At 56.6% G+C, this 17061-nt stretch carries 15 protein-coding genes; 8 read left to right on the top strand and 7 right to left on the bottom strand.

Going from position 1 to position 17061, the window contains the following annotated elements; genetic code table 11:
- Positions 1-174: 174 nt before the first annotated feature.
- A complete protein-coding gene (locus GFR01_RS08220) occupies positions 175-2646 on the top strand; it encodes a membrane-bound PQQ-dependent dehydrogenase, glucose/quinate/shikimate family (RefSeq protein WP_099182141.1) in 2472 nt (823 codons plus the stop codon).
- Between the two features lie 79 nt (positions 2647-2725).
- Entirely contained in the window at positions 2726-3616 is an 891-nt protein-coding gene (locus GFR01_RS08225) for a transporter (protein ID WP_099182028.1), read from the top strand.
- 31 nt (positions 3617-3647) lie between these two features.
- On the opposite strand, the gene GFR01_RS08230 is transcribed toward GFR01_RS08225, so the two are convergent.
- Entirely contained in the window at positions 3648-4550 is a 903-nt protein-coding gene (locus tag GFR01_RS08230) for a delta(1)-pyrroline-2-carboxylate reductase family protein (RefSeq protein WP_099182029.1), read from the bottom strand.
- Between the two features lie 75 nt (positions 4551-4625).
- Positions 4626-6101, bottom strand: a complete 1476-nt coding sequence (locus tag GFR01_RS08235; protein ID WP_099182030.1) for an aminotransferase class V-fold PLP-dependent enzyme — start codon at positions 6099-6101, stop codon at positions 4626-4628.
- Positions 6102-6211: 110 nt separating this feature from the next.
- Here GFR01_RS08235 and GFR01_RS08240 point away from each other — a divergent pair, with 110 nt between their 5' ends.
- Positions 6212-6673: an Lrp/AsnC family transcriptional regulator gene (locus GFR01_RS08240; RefSeq protein WP_099182031.1), complete on the top strand. Its 462-nt coding sequence runs from the start codon at positions 6212-6214 to the stop codon at positions 6671-6673.
- Positions 6674-6696: 23 nt separating this feature from the next.
- The gene (locus GFR01_RS08245) at positions 6697-8010 is read left to right on the top strand and encodes an amino acid permease (RefSeq protein WP_099182032.1); all 1314 of its coding nucleotides are present in this window, start codon (positions 6697-6699) and stop codon (positions 8008-8010) included.
- Here GFR01_RS08245 and GFR01_RS08250 read toward each other — a convergent pair.
- Positions 7992-8390, bottom strand: a complete 399-nt coding sequence (locus GFR01_RS08250) for a DUF4186 domain-containing protein (RefSeq protein ID WP_099182033.1) — start codon at positions 8388-8390, stop codon at positions 7992-7994. The genes GFR01_RS08245 and GFR01_RS08250 overlap by 19 nt on opposite strands.
- A 141-nt stretch (positions 8391-8531) precedes the next feature.
- Between GFR01_RS08250 and GFR01_RS08255 the strand changes: the two genes are divergently transcribed.
- Complete coding sequence (locus tag GFR01_RS08255; RefSeq protein ID WP_244902208.1) at positions 8532-9521, top strand: exodeoxyribonuclease VII large subunit; 990 nt, start codon at positions 8532-8534, stop codon at positions 9519-9521.
- On the opposite strand, the gene GFR01_RS08260 is transcribed toward GFR01_RS08255, so the two are convergent.
- Together GFR01_RS08260 and GFR01_RS08265 are read right to left on the bottom strand one after the other, a co-directional pair.
- Entirely contained in the window at positions 9518-10960 is a 1443-nt protein-coding gene (locus GFR01_RS08260) for a glycosyltransferase family 2 protein (RefSeq protein WP_099182035.1), read from the bottom strand. The genes GFR01_RS08255 and GFR01_RS08260 overlap by 4 nt on opposite strands.
- Before the next feature lie 24 nt (positions 10961-10984).
- Positions 10985-11440, bottom strand: a complete 456-nt coding sequence (locus GFR01_RS08265) for a hypothetical protein (RefSeq protein ID WP_244902209.1) — start codon at positions 11438-11440, stop codon at positions 10985-10987.
- Positions 11441-11626: 186 nt separating this feature from the next.
- On the opposite strand from GFR01_RS08265, the gene gap reads away from it, so the two are divergent.
- From gap to GFR01_RS08280, 3 genes are all read left to right on the top strand, one after another.
- Complete coding sequence (gene gap / locus GFR01_RS08270) at positions 11627-12646, top strand: type I glyceraldehyde-3-phosphate dehydrogenase (protein ID WP_099182036.1); 1020 nt, start codon at positions 11627-11629, stop codon at positions 12644-12646.
- A gap of 3 nt (positions 12647-12649) precedes the next feature.
- Positions 12650-13864, top strand: coding sequence for a phosphoglycerate kinase (locus GFR01_RS08275; protein WP_063903327.1), 1215 nt, complete (start codon positions 12650-12652; stop codon positions 13862-13864).
- A 146-nt stretch (positions 13865-14010) separates the two neighbouring features.
- The gene (locus GFR01_RS08280) at positions 14011-14463 is read left to right on the top strand and encodes a hypothetical protein (RefSeq protein WP_099182037.1); all 453 of its coding nucleotides are present in this window, start codon (positions 14011-14013) and stop codon (positions 14461-14463) included.
- 12 nt (positions 14464-14475) lie between these two features.
- On the opposite strand, the gene GFR01_RS08285 is transcribed toward GFR01_RS08280, so the two are convergent.
- Positions 14476-15912 carry an ArnT family glycosyltransferase gene (locus GFR01_RS08285; RefSeq protein WP_099182038.1) on the bottom strand — a complete coding sequence of 479 codons (1437 nt, stop codon included), beginning with the start codon at positions 15910-15912 and terminating at the stop codon, positions 14476-14478.
- A 248-nt stretch (positions 15913-16160) separates the two neighbouring features.
- Entirely contained in the window at positions 16161-17054 is an 894-nt protein-coding gene (gene rpoH / locus GFR01_RS08290) for an RNA polymerase sigma factor RpoH (protein WP_063903330.1), read from the bottom strand.
- Positions 17055-17061 lie beyond the last annotated feature (7 nt).

A 17061-nucleotide genomic window follows, 5' to 3' on the forward strand; every position in this document is an offset into this window, starting at 1 on the left:
GAGGAAAAAGCTTTTCAAGGCAGTCATCCGGTCAGCGGGGTCAAGCCTGTGAGCCAGTCTTTCACTCTCGCACAAGCATATGGGGCACGGACCATATCCTGCCTCCAGAGCAATTAAGAGAGACAAAATATTTCAGAAAAGATGGTTTTCCATTTTTTGAAGAACAGAGGTGTCATGTCTTCTTCTCTCCAGAGGGTGCTCTCGCCAGTAACCTCTATCCTGCTCGCACTTGTCGGGCTTTTCCTGCTGGGCGGGGGCGGTTACCTGCTCGTGCTCGGCGGATCGTGGTTCTACGCGCTGATGGGCCTTGTCATGCTCATGGCAGCGGCAGTCGGCCTGAAAAGCCCGGCTCAGGCAGGACGCATTTTTGCAGGCCTGCTGCTGGTCGCGACGATCTGGTCCGTCATTGAAGTCGGTTTCAACATCTGGGGCCTTGAAGTCCGTCTGTTCACGCTGATCGGCATTGCCTGCTGGATGATGCTGCCATGGGTCTGGCGTTCTGGTGCGTCCTGGATGTCGGACAAGCGTGAACTCGTCGGTTCAGCCGCTATCGCCGTTGTCGCGCTGGTTGCAAGCTGCTTCACGTCCTACTCGATCGACGGCACGCTGCCTGCTGACCGCATGGCAGCCGCCAATCAGGTCGATGAGACGGGCAAGAACACCCCGGCTTCCGACTGGCCCGCATATGGTCGCACGGTTGGCGGTGATCGCTACAGCCCGCTGGGTCAGATCACGCCTGCCAACATCAGCAACCTGAAGCGCGCCTGGGTCACCCGTACAGGTGACGTCCAGAAGGCGGACGAAGGCACTGTTGCGGGGCCGGATCAGGGACATGAGTTCAATCTCGAAGTCACGCCGATCAAGGTGGATGACACCCTGTATCTCTGCACGCCGCACAACTGGGTCATGGCCCTGGATGCAGCAACCGGCAAGGTGAAGTGGAAGTTCGATCCGAAGCCTGCTGCTGAAGATCTGGCGGCCAACGTCTATCTCGCCTGCCGTGGCGTCTCTTACTACAAGGCTCCGGACGACTATACGGCTCCTGATGGCTCCAAGGCCTGCCAGAAGCGTATTTTCTCCCCGGTTGGTGACGTTCGTCTCCTTGCTGTCGATGCGGAAACAGGCAAGCCCTGCGAAGACTTCGGCGAGCATGGCTTCATCTCCCTGCGCCAGTATCTGGGTCATGTGCCCCATGGCTTCCACTTCGTGACGTCTCCGCCGCTGGTGGTGAAGGATCGTGTGGTTCTCGGTGGCTGGATCTTTGATAACCAGGCGAACTTCGAGCCGTCCGGTGCAATCCGTGCGTTCAACCCGATCTCCGGTGAAATCGAGTGGGCCTGGGACGCTGGTCACAACCCGGAAAACTGGAAGCCTGGCCCGAACGACGAGCTGACGCGTGACACCCCGAATGCCTGGGGCGTTTACACGGCAGATCCGGACCTCGGCCTGCTGTATATCCCGACGGGTAACTCTCCGCCGGATAACTGGGGTGGCACACGTCGTCCGTTCGACGATGCAACCTCCAGCGCAACCATTGCTCTCGACATCGAGACGGGTGAGCGTCGCTGGACCTTCCAGACCGTTCATCATGATCTGTGGGACATGGATCTTCCGATCGGTCCGTCCATGGTTGATCTGCCTGGTCAGAATGGTGAGTCCGTACCGGCTCTGATCCAGAGCACGAAGCGTGGCGAGTTTTTCGTTCTGGATCGTCGTACCGGCAAGCCGGTTCCGGGTTATCCGGTTGAGGAACGTCCGGTTCCGACCGCTGGCGTTGCCGCAGATGACCATGTTTCTCCGACGCAGCCTTTCGCTGTCGGTCTGCCGTCTCTGACGCCGCCTGACCTGAAGGAAAGCGACATGTGGGGCGCGACGCTGCTGGATCAGATGATCTGCCGCATCCAGTTCCGTCAGTCCGCGTATGAAGGTCAGTTCACGCCGCCGCATGTTGGCAAGACGACCATCGTCTATCCGGCATTCTATGGTGTGGTTGACTGGCAGGGTGCGTCTATCGATCCGCAGCGCAAGCTGCTGATCGCCAACGCCAGCTACCTGCCGTTCCGGATCCGTCTGGAAAAGCGTAACCATGCTGAAGCCTCCGGCATTCTGCCGAAGTGGGACGGTAAGGGTGACAAGCCGGAAGCCAAGGGCGACGCGCTCAGTGTCTCTCCGGACTACGGTACGCCTTACATCGCTTACACCAGCCCATGGCTGAACCCGCTTCAGATCCCCTGCAAGGGCCCGGTCTGGGGTACGGTGACTGCGATTGATCTGGTGACGAAAAAGATCGTCTGGCAGCATCCGGTCGGCACAACGCGCGACACGGGGCCTTTCCGGACGCATAACAACCTTCCGCTTCCGACCGGCATGTACAACATCGGTGGCAGTGTGATCACAAAGGGTGGCGTATCCTTCATGGGTGCGACGGCTGACGATTACCTGCGTGCCTTTGATGTCTCGACCGGCAAGGTTATCTGGCGTGACCGTCTGCCGGCTGGCGGACAGGCAACCCCGATGTCCTATCAAATGGGCGGGAAGCAGTATGTTTTGATCGCCGCTGGTGGTCATGGGGGCCTTGGCACCCGCAGCGGTGACTATATCATCGCTTACACGATTGACGGACAGCAGGGCGCAGCCGCGAACTGATCTGACCGCGTTACTGGTGGAGCGTGTCCCTTAGGGGAGACGCTCCACACTCAATACTTCTCCAGCGGAAATAAATGTCATGGTTCGCACGATCTGGTCCGGAGGGTGTCTCCGGGCCCTGAGTCTCCTATTGCCCGCGTCATCCCTTCTGCCAGCCGTTGCGGCCCATGCTGCTGATATTCCGCTGGCCATTATTGGCCCGCATGAATATGACCTGCCGGTTGATTTCAAGCCCTTCAACGTGCTCGTTCAGTACGGAGACGGGAATGCTGCAGGCAGCACTTACGACAGTGGTGGCCGACGTCAGCCGACTGGCGGAAGTCACACCTGGGCTGGCATGACCAAATACGTGCACTTCCGTAGCTTTGACGCAATTCCCCATGTTGGATTTGCGTTTGAGGTCATTCAGTCGGAGAGCTTTGTGCTTTCACAAGGCACGAATTACGGCGGCCTTGGCCCGACCATCGTTGGGCCTGCTGTCTGGTTCAAGCCGAACGCGCACAGCACCTTCGGTATCCAGACCTTCATGCAGACGCCAGTTGGCACGCGGGATGCATTGTCACCGAGTTACTGGTCAAACCTGTCGAGCTTCATGTTCGATTATGAATGGAAGCATTTCAGTTTTGATGGTGATCTGGGTGCGATCGTAGCCTCGACCAAGCACAAGACTGGCGAACACAGCTATTCGCCGGGAACAGTTTTCCATTCCAACCTGCGTTTCAGTTGGAAAGCGAGCAAGATTATCGAACCGTTCTTCGCGTTTGACTGGCAGAATACCGCCGGAATGCGCGACAACACGGCGAATAGCTGGGTGAGCGATTCCAGCGGCCGTGAAGTTGCCCTTGGCGTAGGTGCCATGATCAACATCTCCAAGCGCGTATCCCTGACCGGGCGATACTCTCATTCCGTTGATGGCAGGAACGTGGCTGAGACGAACGCCTATTACATGAAGCTTGTTTATCTCTGGTAAACCTGCCTCTCCCCAGACGGACATTGGGCCGTTAGAGACCTAATGTTCGTCGGGCAAGGCGACAGGCTGCCAGATCCCAGGCGGCACAGCCGACACTTTTGAAGAAAACCGGCCCTTCTGGTTTCTCGTTCCCCGAGAGATAAGCGGCCAGCGGTTTGACCTCGGCCCAGTCTTTCCCCGCCTGAATGATATCGCCGGCTTCGGACGGCGCACCGATCGGGTCATCTACAATACAGGCGCTTCCGTTGACGATGGTCGGGCCGATTTCAATCATTTCAGGCCGATAAGCGCCAACGCCGATGACCAGCCGAGAAGAAACCGGAGGCTCGTCGTAGAGGATGCTCCGACTGCTGGTAACGGTGATGACGACATCTGGCTCGAAGTATTCCAGATCAGCATTGCGTAGTTGCAGGGCTGGGTATGCGTGGTTTTCTGTAAGGGCACTGACGCGCTCAGCGGAGCGACCTCGAATATAAATCGTGATACCGGGATAAAGCGTATTCAGGGCCTCAAGATGAGCTTTGGCCTGTACGCCCGTGCCAATGAGAAGAACCGTTTTCAGATGGGCGGGGCGAAAGCAGTCCAACCCAAGCATGGACATGGCGGCGGTGCGCCGTTCAGTCGTAGCAACCCCGTCCAGCGAGAAAAGAAAACGTCCGTCGATGGCGTCCATGCAGGTGACCTGACCCTGAATGGCAGGAAGGTTGCGGGTAGCATTGCCATTATAAAGAGTCAGCAGTTTTGTGGTGAGATTGTCGGGTGCGCAGGCGACCATGGACATGACAGTGCCGGTGCGATCAATCGTCGGAACGACCATGCGTTCAGGGCAGGATATTTGACCTTTGTGATAGTCCACGACTGTTTCACGCAGCATTTCCACAAGAGTAGGGAATGGGAGCAGCTTTCGTGTTTCGGCGGCAGTCAAGGTCTTCATGGGGCACTTTCCTGTTCTCGCTCAGGAAGGTGCCCCGTCTGGATTTAAAAATGAAGAGGGAGTAGCCCGTTTGGATCAGGCGGCAGCTTTGGGGCGGAAGCGGGCTGTTGAGACATCGCATTCATAGGCTTCCGCTACGGAATGCGGATCAAGTGCCAGTTCATCCACGGCATCCAGAATGCGCTCTACCTTGGTGTCATCCATCAGCACGCTGAAGTTCAGGCGCGTCCAGCCCGGCTTCTCGATTTCCTGACCGGAAAGAATGGCCTGACGGATCGTGTTGGAGGCAGTCTCATCAATATCCAGCAGACGATGGGCGTAGGGGCCGGCACAGGCACAGCCGCCACGGACCTGAATGCCGTAACGGTCTGACAGCATACGGGTGAAAAGCTGCTGATGGATCAGGCCACCTGTGGCGGTATCACGGATCTGGAACGAAAAGATCGGCAGGGCTTTTGCGGTGGCGTGACCCAGAATCCTGATATTCGGATTTTCGCTCCAGCGTGCCATGGCCCGTGCGCGAAGCTCGGCATTCCGTTCATCCATGAAGCTCTGACCGATCACATCCTTGACGATGAACGCCAGCGCGGCGCGGATATCGCCGATGACGTCCGGTGTTCCGCTTTCTTCAAGGGCGGCCAGATTGGTCGAATAATCATGGTTCCACGGAGAAACGAATTTGACCGTTCCACCACCCGGAAGCACTGGGCCACAGCGCGTAACAGCATCATTGCGAACGATTAGAACACCGGAGGCTGCCGGGCCGCCCATGAACTTGTGGCAGGACACAACAACTGCATCCTTTTCCACGTCTGTGCCCGGCTTCATGTCGATGGGCAGATACGGGGCAGCGCCTGCATAGTCCCAGATCGAAAGGGCGCCGTGTGTCTTCAGAAGTGCTGTGACGGCGTCCACGTCTGTCATGATGCCAGTCACGTTAGAAGCGGCTGAGAACGAGCCGACTTTCAGGCGTCCTTCGTCACAGGACGTCAGGGCTTTTTCAAGAATGGCCAGATCCGGACCACCATCCGTGGCTTCCGGGATCTCGATAATTTCGGCTCCACTTTCGCGCCAGGGAAGAATGTTGGAATGATGCTCGTAAGGCCCGATGAAAATAACGGGGCGGTTGCCAGCCGCACAACGCGCAGGAATTTCCAGCAGGTGTACGAGGCGGTTCAGGCCTGCTGTTGCGCCATTGCCCATGAAGATGGTCGTGAAACGGTCTTCTGGCGCATGGCAAAAGCGCGCGATCGTGGCTCGGGCAGAATTGCGCATCCGGGTCATATACGCGCCACAGAGCGAGGCTTCGGTGTGGCTGTTGGCATAGTAGGGAAGAACTTCGTTCATCACGAAGGTTTCGACCTGAACCAGTGCGCGGCCTGATGCGACGTAATCCGCATAGAGCATCGATTGCACGCCAAACGGGCTCATGAACTTCGTACCGTCTCCGAGAACACCTTTGCGCAGGGCATCACGCCCCTTGGCATGCAGGCTCTGCTCAAACTGCGCCAGTGCGGCTGCGCTGTTCTCAAGACTGCCGATCGTTTCCATGCTGCCTGGTCCTTCCCTGATCCGATGAACAGAAAATATCTCACCGAATTGGCAAAAACCGCACCTTTCTTGTAGACGAAAACAGAGTTTGTGTTGTCATTTAATCTATTATGAGCAGAATTATCGATCAAACGGATCGCGCTATCCTCCGCATCCTCCAGAAGCAGGGTACGCCGTCCCAGCGGGAACTGGCCGAACAGGTTGGTCTGTCCCAGAATGCCTGCTGGCGTCGCCTGAATGCCTTGCGGGAGAGTGGAATCATCAGTCATGATACCGTGCGCCTCAATGCGCAGGCGCTCGGGCTGACCTTGACGGTGTTTGTCCTGATGCGGACGCGCCATCATTCACGCGAATGGTTCGAAACGTTCCGCAACGTGGTCGTTTCGATTCCAAACATCGTTGATTTTTACCGGATTGCCGGTGAGTATGATTACCTTCTCAAGGTCGTGGCCTGTGACATGAACGATTTCGATCGTGTCTATCAGCAGATCATCAGCAAGGTCGAGCTGGATGCCATTACTTCCTACATGACCATGGAAGCCCTGGCGGATAACAGGGATCTTCCGGTGTGACAGACCACTGACAGGGACATTTCATGACTGAACCAGACCAACTCGCCCAAAGCCTGAGAACACGGCATATTGTCATGATTGCTTTGGGTGGCGTGATCGGTGCTGGTTTCTTCATCGGCTCATCAGCTGCTCTCTCAATGGGTGGTCCGGCGGTTATTGTGTCCTATGTTCTGGCAGGACTTCTGGTCTGGCTGGTCAACAGCATGATGCGGGATCTGTCCGCCCTGACGCCGGGGAGGGCGTCTTTTCTGGGGCAGATCCGTTATGCCCTCGGGGATCGTTTTGGCTTTGTGGCGGGCTGGACGTACTGGCTGACCTGGGTGACGGTCATTGGGGTCGAAGCGATTGCCGTCACGTCTATGCTTACACCCTATATTCCCGTTCCTTATGCAGTTCTGGAACTGCTGGTGCTGGGTGCCATGACGACCGTCAATCTGCTTTCCGTCAAAGGCTATGGCGAGTTTGAATACTGGTTTTCAGCCATCAAGGTCCTGGCCATCATTGTATTTAGCGGGATCGGTTTCTGGGCACTTGGGGCTCATTCCATTCCGGTGAAAGAAAACCTGTTCAGTCATGGGGGCGTTCTGCCTCATGGGCTTCTCGCGCTTCTGGCTGTCATTCCGACGGTCCTGTTTTCCATGGGGGGAAGTGAGATTGCGACCGTCGCCGCCGTTGAGTCCGACAATACGGAGCGAAATATCGCACGCGCGACCCGCACGATTCCCTTGCGGATCGGTGTTTTCTACCTCGTCACCATCTCGTTGATCCTGTGCCTTGTTCCATGGAGCGACGTCGTTCCGGGACAGTCACCGTTCCTGCTCGTACTGAATCGTTTTCATGTTCCTTTCGCCGGGCTAGCCATGGGGATCGTCATTCTCGTTGCGGCCCTATCGAGCCTGAATTCTGGCATCTACGTCACGTCCCGCATCCTGTATGAGCTTGCGGAAACGGGCGATGCGCCATCCACTTTCCTTGTGGTCGAGCCAAAAACGCAGCTTCCCCGTCGCGCCCTGCTGGCCAGCGTCGGAGCGTCCATTTTTGTTGCGGCGACGGCTGTTTTGTCACCCGGGCTGATCTTTGCTGTTCTCGTCAGTCTGACGGGCGGGTTCATGCTGTTCAATAATGCGCTTCTTGTGTTCGGGCGGCTGAAAATTATGCCGCAGAAACCTGCTGGCGCTTATCTGGCCCTGGCTCTCATTGCCATGGCGATTATTGCCATGATGATCCAGCCTGAGACGCGCTCACAGATCGAAATGGGTGCTTTTGCGATTGTAGTAATTCTGCTGGCAGAGCGTTTTTTGCCCCGGGCCAAACGTCTTCAGAACAACGCGCCCTGAGCGGGGGATAATGGAACATCCGCGCCCATATCCTTCAGGATCCAGGCGCGGAGAACAGCCAGAATCGCCTCTTGGTCTTCTTTTGTCAGAGGCTTTCCGGCGCTGAGACCGTGCCATTTCGACAGGCAACCACGGCAGCAGGAGCCGGTAGCGTGCTGGGCAATGAACACCGGATGGCCGCGCATCGGGGTCTGTTTTCCGTCCTGTGGGGGATGGGCCGGAGCTAGCCGATCCCGAATGAATGCCGCCCCGTGCTCCATCACGGCGTCCAATCCGCGGCTTTCCAGATACTGTCGTGCCTGTTCGTCCAGATGGAAGCGGGCTCTGAAACGGGATTTCTGCAGTCGCAGGAGAAGCTCTTCGGGGGAAGAAACGCTCAAGACAGACCAACCTTCTGAAAATACGTAAAAAAATGCTGTGAGGGCGCTGTCACCCTCTGTGAGAACATCTGTTCTTACTCCATATGGTGCGGGATGGACGCTTTTCCGAGACGCACCCGAACTGATTCTGCATCAGGCGACATGGCCAGCCTGCCAGTTTTGACCCCTCTTCAGGTTCAGGATCTGTTCACGGGCCGCCTGGATGAGATCTGTGCGCGGTTCGAAGAATGGGGTTTCCCGCTCGTTGTCGCCGGGCAACTGGGCGATGTCGCGCCTAATGCTTATCGCAAATATTATCAGCTTCCCCTGACGGACCCGCAGCTTGGCACATCGATTTCGCTTGAGGCCACCAAATCCATTCTGGCGGCAGCAGACGTCCGGGCAGGTGACTATGTACGGGTAACGGGCTTTCTGAGGGCCCGACACCTGCGGGGGCAGGTTGCACTGCGTTTCGAGGCACTGGCCGTGGAACCTTATGACCCTGGGCGGCAAAAGGTGGATCGCGCGGAAAAATCGCTTCTTGATGTTCTTCGAGGGCTAAGCTGGGAATTTCATCCTTATCCTGAGCGCCGCGAAGCAAGGCTCCTGCTGATCCACTCTGCCTCATCAAACGCTCTGGTAGCGGACGATTTTCTTCAAGGGCTGGGGGGTGGATGGCGGCCAGAACGTATTCGAGCCCTTCCTGTCGCCATGACAGACCCGCATCGTATTGCTGATGCCGTTGGGACGTGTCGGGAAGACATTGTTGTTCTGATCCGTGGTGGCGGAGACATCTCGGAATTTGCGGTGTTCGAACATCCGGCTGTTCTTGAGGCTCTTGCGATGTGTCAGGCGCATCGAGTTCTGGGTGTCGGGCATACTGCCAACCGGACACTGGCCGAGCGTCTTGTTGATCACGCTGCCACCACACCGGCCGATGCAGGGCATTATATTCGCAGGATGAGTGGCCGTGTCTGGCAGCAACAGGAAGAAGCACGGGCCCAGCAGGAAGAAATTGTCGCTCTGCGGGAAAGCGCGACCTCCATGGCGGTTGTGCCCTCTGCTCCGCCTCTGGGAGGAAGGCTCAGAAATGGTCTCGTCCTACTTGTGCTGGGTCTGCTTCTGGGGTGGCTTCTGCCACGCTTTCTTTAATTCTGGATGAGCATTTGTATTTCAGGGACTGCTTGGCCCAGTTCGGCACGAGCATCTTCAGACAATGTGGTTACAGCCCGTGCGATGTCGAGAAGAGAGCGGTTCGGATGAAAAAAGAGCCATGTGCAGAACCCCTGAAGAGATAGGCCTTCGGGCGTATCCGCACCGGGTAAAGACAGGGGAGCAGGTGAAAGCTCCAGCTTTGTAGGTATTTTTTTGAAGGCTTGAGTGCCGATATCGTCATTGACGAAGAACAGGACGGTATCTTCGGCTGGCATCTGTACGTTGAGCACCGGCTGCTGCAAAGTTCCCGTCTCGTAGCGAACTGGGCGTCCATCCCCAGATAGCAGCGTCAGTACACCGGCGTGACTATCCTGATAGACGGCAATCAGTTTCCTGTCGGGTTCGAGACCGTCTTCAGGACTGGTGGTTAGCCTTCCGTCTTCTGTCAGCGTCAAAAAGTGGCCGGATATATCCTGCAGAAAGCATGTTCTCGTCCGGCTCGGGAGGGGAGCGGCCTGCGGGCTCAGGAGGAGCCGTTCACGCTCGGAAGGGCGCACCCGGTGGAACGAAAAAGAAGCGTGGTGACCTTCGTCGGGAATGGTAGCGACGCTCTCCGTTGCGCGGACCTGCGACGAACGTAAGCTTTCTCCCAGACTGGCTAGGAGTGTTTCCAGGCCTTGGTGGGTAACGGCTCCCATCAATGTCTCCTGTATTGGAGCGATGGCGTCCAGTCTTCGTTCGGGCGAGCGATCTTCTTGATCCTGGCAAAGATAATGGGCGGCAAGATGAGATGGCATATGAGGATCCCCGGCCCAGACATAATGAAGAATACGGGCACCGTTCCATCGGGCAGATGTGGACGAATGCGTGAAAGGCTGTCCATCGGGGTGGACGATGTCAGTGAGGGGTATGCCAAAAAAAACTGTGTCTGAAATGGCTTTCAGGGCGGATGTACGGCCCAGAATACGGACAAAACCATTGTCAGGGAATGCTGGGGTGCTTCGGTAGTGAAAGCGCGTGACCGAGAACGCTCTGCTCACAAGTTGAGTTGGCTGGCCATAAACGCACCAGTTGATGGCAATTCCATTTGAGTCGCGACCGGCCTCCAGAAGGTTATCCAGCGTCAACGTCGGGTCAAGAAATTCATCCGCATCAAGAATCAGAAGCCAATCCTGATTCTGGCCGGCAAGCCGAATGGCTTGCGCCGTCAAGGCCTCACGGCGTTCTTCCGGCGACAGCGTGTCGGGGAGTGTACACTCCAGCAGTTCTACAGGCCCGACTGTGCCTGCAGCCTGAGCAATGGACTGCGTCCCGTCCGTTGAGTCAGCATCCACCACAAGAATGCGCTCGAACCCGAGGGCCAGATGCCAGGACAGCCATTCCCTCAGCAGAGGAGCGGCGTTTCGTGTCAGGACTGCGCAGGTCGCACTTGCCATAAGGAGGATTCTTTTCCCGTTTGGTTAGCGAACGTCCACTCGGACCACCGGATGCTTTACCGATCCATCTGCTATGGCATGCATCTCGATCTGGATAGGCTGGGCACCCGCCGTATTGATCCGTCGGGCTACGGGTTCCAGATCCGTCTGGGTGGCCTCGGTCATGGCTTTGGCTTGCGCCGCGGGGTCATTTTGTAGCGGTACCAGAAGCTGCACTAGGAACAGAACATTTTCCTTGCGTGCAAGCGCGGCTTTGACAGCCTTGTCTACGATAGGCCCGTAATCGGATTCCGGCGTTCCATCCTCGATCTGCAGGAAGGGTGGTTTTGGCTTTGGTGCAGGAGGTGCTGGTGGAACGTAAGGCTTGGGTGGCTTTCCAGCCTGCGGATTGAACGTGCGCTGATCAATCAGCTTGCAGCCGGCCAGCCAGGGAGTCACCAGCAGGATGCTTCCCGCCAGAAGAAGGGCACGTGGAGCCATGATGCCTCGGAAGGAACAAAAATTACGGATAATTGCAGCCATATTGTTGGGGACCGTCGCAGGAACGGAGGGTTTCGGCAAGATTAAGCGCATCAAGTTCATGAAAAACTGTGCCAACCCCCTGTTGCTTCCCTGTAGCGATGCTATGGATGATGCCCTTTCGTCAGAATAGCGGAGTAGGCAGGCATGGCGGTAAAAATCGCGATCAACGGTTTCGGACGTATCGGACGTCTCGTTCTGCGCGGCATCATTGAGAGCGGCCGTACGGACGTTGAAGTTGTGGCCATCAATGATCTGGGTTCGGTAGACGCGAACGCGCATCTTCTGGCTCATGACAGCGTTCATGGCCGCCTGCCGGGGAAGGTCCGCGCTGAGGGCAATACGCTCATCATCGAAGCAAATGGTCGCACCTATGGTCCGATCACGGTCTCTGCCGAGCGTGACCCGTCCAAGGTGCCGTTCGAAGGCATCGACGTGGCCATGGAATGCACGGGCCTGTTCACGACGCGTGAAAAGGCTGCGGCCCTTCTGGAAGCTGGCGCAAAGCGTGTGATCGTCTCCGCTCCGGCAACGGATGTGGACGCGACCATCGTCTTCGGTGTGAACGATGATGTTCTGACGCCAGACATGAAGGTGATTTCCAACGCTTCCTGCACCACGAACTGCCTTGCACCTGTTGCTTCCGTTCTGGATGAAGCTTTCGGCATTGAGCGTGGCTACATGGTCACGATCCATTCCTACACGGGTGACCAGCGTACGGTGGATACGCTCCACAAGGATCCGCGTCGCGCCCGCGCCGCTGCCCTGAACATGATCCCGACGTCCACTGGCGCTGCGAAGGCTGTTGGTCTGGTTCTGCCGCACCTGAAGGGTAAGCTGGACGGTACGGCCATCCGTGTTCCGACGCCGAATGTCTCCCTCGTGTCCCTCGACTTCGTACCGAAGACCGTCCCGGCTTCTGTCGAGGCTGTGAACGAGGCTCTCCGTGTGGCGTCTGAAGGTAAGCTGAAGGGCATCCTGGACTACAACACGGCCCCGCTGGTGAGCACGGATTTCAACCATTCTCCTGCATCCTCCACGTTTGATGCCACGCAGACGGCTCTGGTCGATGGCGGCCAGCTTGTTCGCATCTGCGCCTGGTATGACAACGAGTGGGGTTTCTCCAACCGTATGGCGGATACGGCCGCCGCTTTCGGGAGCCTCTGAACCATGGTGTTCCGCACGCTCGATAACCTGGAGGCACGCGGCAAACGCGTGCTTGTCCGGGCTGATCTGAACGTGCCGATGCATGACGGCGTCATCACTGACGCCACGCGCATCGAGCGCGTTGCCCCGACCATCAGCGAACTCGCCGGCAAGGGCGCGCGCGTTGTGGTCCTGAGCCATTTCGACCGCCCGAAGGGTAAGGTTGTTCCGAGCATGTCCCTCCACCCCATCGCCGAGAAGCTCGGTGAGGTGCTGGGCAAGCCGGTGGCGTTTGTTCCGGAATGTGTGGGTCCTACCGTCGAGGCCGCTGTTGCAGCCCTCAAGGATGGCGACGTGCTGGTTCTGGAAAACACGCGCTTCCATGCGGGCGAGGAAGCCAACGACCCGGCTTTCGCCAAGGCTCTCGCAGAAAATGGCGATATCTTCGTCAACGATGCGTTCTCGGCTGCTCATCGCGCCCACGCCTCGACAGAAGGTGTAGCTCACGATCTGCCGTCTTTCGCCGGGCGTCTGATGCAGGCTGAACTGTCTGCTCTGTCCGCAGCGCTGGAAAATCCGGAACGTCCGGTTGGTGCCATCATTGGTGGTTCCAAGATTTCCACAAAGCTGGATCTGATTGGCAACGTCATCGAGAAGGTGGACACACTGTTCATCACCGGTGCGATGGCCAACACATTTCTGGCAGCAGAAGGCATTGCTGTGGGCAAGTCCCTGCAGGAAGCCGACATGCACGAAACAGCCCGCAAGATTGCGCATCTTGCGCAGGAAAAAGGCTGTGAGATCGTGCTGCCGGTTGATGCCGTCGTAGCACGTGAGTTCAAGGCTGGTGCCGAGAGCTCAGTCTGCCTGATCGGTGAAGTCCCTGCTGATGCCATGATCCTCGATGCCGGTCCGCGTACGGTGGAACTGATCAACGAGCGTCTGGCAACCCTGAAGACACTGGTCTGGAATGGTCCGCTGGGCGCGTTCGAGATCGAGCCGTTTGATCGTGCGACGGTTGCAGTCGCACAGGAAGCAGCTCGCCTGACGCAGGCCGGTAAGCTGCGGACGGTAGCGGGTGGTGGCGATACGGTCTCTGCTCTGCGCCATGCCGGTGTGGCCAGTGAGATGAGCTATGTCTCGACGGCTGGTGGAGCATTTCTCGAATGGCTTGAAGGCAAGATCCTTCCGGGCATCGAGGTGCTCCGTACGACAGGCCAGCAACTCGGTCTGGACTGACTATCAGAAGGCGGGGAGGGCAACCTCCCCGCTTTTTTTTCATCACGTTTTGTGACGTCATGAAACTTTCTAACTTTTTCAATTGTAATTCGTGTCTCTGACCCAGCACACTGATTTCAGCCTTTCGTTCTGCTGGAATCCGCCTGATGCGCCTTCTCCCTGTCTTGATGAGGTCTTTTCCCCTGCTGGTTCTGGCAACGGGGACGTGTAGTGCATTGGCCACAGAGCCTGTCCCCTCTGTCGCACCTGCCAGAAAACCAATTTCAGCTTTTGCCCATCCTTTTGATGCGTCTCTGTCTCAGACGGTTTCAGAAGATCCGCGGCAGGGAGCGGCTCTCATGCATGGTTTGGAACAGCACCGGGCCAGTGTGATTGCGGCGCAGACGGCTTCAGGTTTTGGGGCAGCACCTTTGCCCGACGAGAATATTGAAGGACCTCAGGATGCGGTCCAGTCAGATGCCTATCTGAAACCGGATTTCTTTTCGAACAAGGTTGGCAAAATCGAAGATGCCGCGGCGGAAAATCATGCAGACCAGCATCGAAAGGGGGCGGGAACCGTTGCTGGAGGGCTGGCGCTAGCTGTTCCGCTTTCGCAGTAAGCTTGGTTGCCATCAGGTGCGTCGGTAGATGTAAATCGAATGGTTTAGACCTTGGAATCTATAAACCAATTTGTAGTTCGCATTGATTTCCAGGAAAATTTCCTCTCGGACGGAGGGATTTTCCAGAAGTGGTAGTGGGTCTTCCGTAACAATATATTCTGGCCTTTCTGCAAGAACCCTGTGGGTTTCATGCATGACATCTATGCTGGTTGCATGGGCCTCGATTTTTTCGTGGAAATGTCCCGGGAAAGGATGGTTTGTCAGGGGGCACCAGTAAGGGGTGTCATAGAGCGCTGGCGGTCCCTGATAAACAAAGACGCAGCCGGGCTTTTGGTTCATGACATTCACCATTGCCTGAAATGTCTGTTGATCTCCATTTTCAAGACGATGTTTCCGCACGCTGTACTGGCCCGTGAGTGAAACAGTGCAGAGAAGAGCGAGCATCCATGCCTGACCCGGTTTCCAGTACCACAAGGGGGCACAGGTCAGGGCCAAGGGAGCGTAAAGAGGAAGAGCGTAATGGGGATACCAGCCCCCAAACGCCAGAACGCCCAGACATGCGACGCAAGCCCAGAGCGTCAGATAGAGATATTGAGGCTGGGAGGCTTTTTTATACGCAAGGGCTGCTGTTGCGACGAGCCCGACCATGAGAGGCAGAGTAGCTCTCAGCATGCGTAATTGAAGGTGATGGGTTTCTTCGACGGGGGCGTGGCCTCGTAGGAAAATGGATTCAAGGTTGGCGAAAATCCACTCCCAGCCGTGTCCGATCGCCGTGTAAAAGCAGAAGACCGCAAGGGTGGGCAGGAGGCCTGCAGCCGCGAATAGTGCCGCTTTCTGGAGGGTTTTCGACACACATCGGCATGCGAGTCCAGTACAGGCAACGCTGTACAATCCGACGAAAATGCCTTCGAACACCACGGTATATTTCAACTGCATGGCGAGGCCGAACAGAAGCATTGCGAGAAGGGCGTGTCCGGCCGGATGTTTTCTGTCTGGTTGCGTGATGCCGCGCAGAACGAGCGCGACGGCTGCAGTTACAAAAAGATTGTAGAAAACGGGAGTCTGACCGCCTTCGCCCTGCGAAAGGTTGAGCAGCGCGACGTACAGAAGGGCTGCGACGAATGCTCCCGCCGTATTGGCAATCGTTTTCCCCATGCGGAACAGAAGCCATGCCGTTCCCCATATGGCTGCCATCGCGCCTATTTGATAGGCGAAAACCCTGTAAGAGCCGAAGAGATGAAAGAAAGCGTAGAGGAGAAAGATTCCGAACGGCTTTCTATCCCAGAACTGAAGATAGGGCAGATCTCCGTGAAGGAGACGTCCACCGCCGAAAAGGTAAAATTCTTCATCGACATGGATGAGAGGATTCCCAAAGGACTGGAACCTGCTCACAAAAATAAACAATACTAAAATAAAATTCAGTAAAAGTGTCTTGTGACGTTCAAGCATAAATCAAAATTGCCAATACGATGTCTGGCTACAAGTTTAGCAGTGATATCATTTCCTTATATATTTGTTTGTAACCGTCTGGAAGGCGCGTCTCCTATGGTTTCTGAAAATATTCCATTGGGAAATTTCATAAAATTGTCTTGTGAAGGCCGACTTTCGATCTCCCGTAATCAATGCAGAGAGTAGCCCAATAAAAAGGGCTGCCAAGCATGATGCTGGCAGCCCTTTTTATTGGGAAAACTGGATGATCAGTTCTGAAGGCCGTTTTCACGCCGGCGGTGTTCAACCTCAGAAGCCATGGCTTTCTGCAGCTTTTCCATCGCGCGGGCCTCAATCTGACGGATCCGCTCACGGGAAACATTGTAGTGGTGAGACAGATCTTCGAGCGTTGATGGCTCTTCCTTCAGGCGACGTTCGGCCAGGATGTGACGCTCACGTTCATTCAGGGTCATCATGGCCTGATCAAGCAGAGCTTTCCGTCCACTGAACTCCTCGGAAGCAGCATAGGTCTGCTCCTGGTTTTCCGTGTCGTCCACCAGCCAGTCCTGCCACTCACCTTCGCCATCAATGCGGAGGGGAGCATTCAGACTATGATCTGGCGCGGCAAGGCGCTGGTTCATGGACACCACGTCCTGCTCAGGGACACCGAGGGTGGTGGCGATGGAATTGACCTGCTCGGGTTTCAGATCACCGTCATCAATGGCCTGCATCTGCCCTTTCAGGCGACGCAGGTTGAAGAACAGTTTCTTCTGCGAGGCGGTCGTGCCCATTTTCACCAGAGACCAGCTATGCAGAATGTATTCCTGCATGGCGGCGCGGATCCACCACATAGCGTAGGTTGCAAGGCGGAAGCCGCGCTCCGGATCGAACCGGCGGACGGCCTGCATCATGCCGATGTTGCCTTCGCTGATCAGTTCGTTCACGGGCAGCCCGTAGCCGCGATAGCCCATGGCAATCTTGGCGACGAGACGCAGATGAGAGGTAACCAAGCGGTGTGCAGCGCTGGTGTCTTCGTTCTTGCGCCAGGCGCGGGAGAGATCAAGCTCTTCCTGTGGCGTCAGAAGGGGGAATTTGCGGATTTCCTGAAGATAACGGGTCAGGTTGTTTTCAGGACCCACTGAAATGACAGCTGGAGATGCCATGGTCTTC

The sequence above is a fragment of the Gluconobacter frateurii genome (assembly GCF_002723955.1).
GTDB lineage: Bacteria > Pseudomonadota > Alphaproteobacteria > Acetobacterales > Acetobacteraceae > Gluconobacter > Gluconobacter frateurii.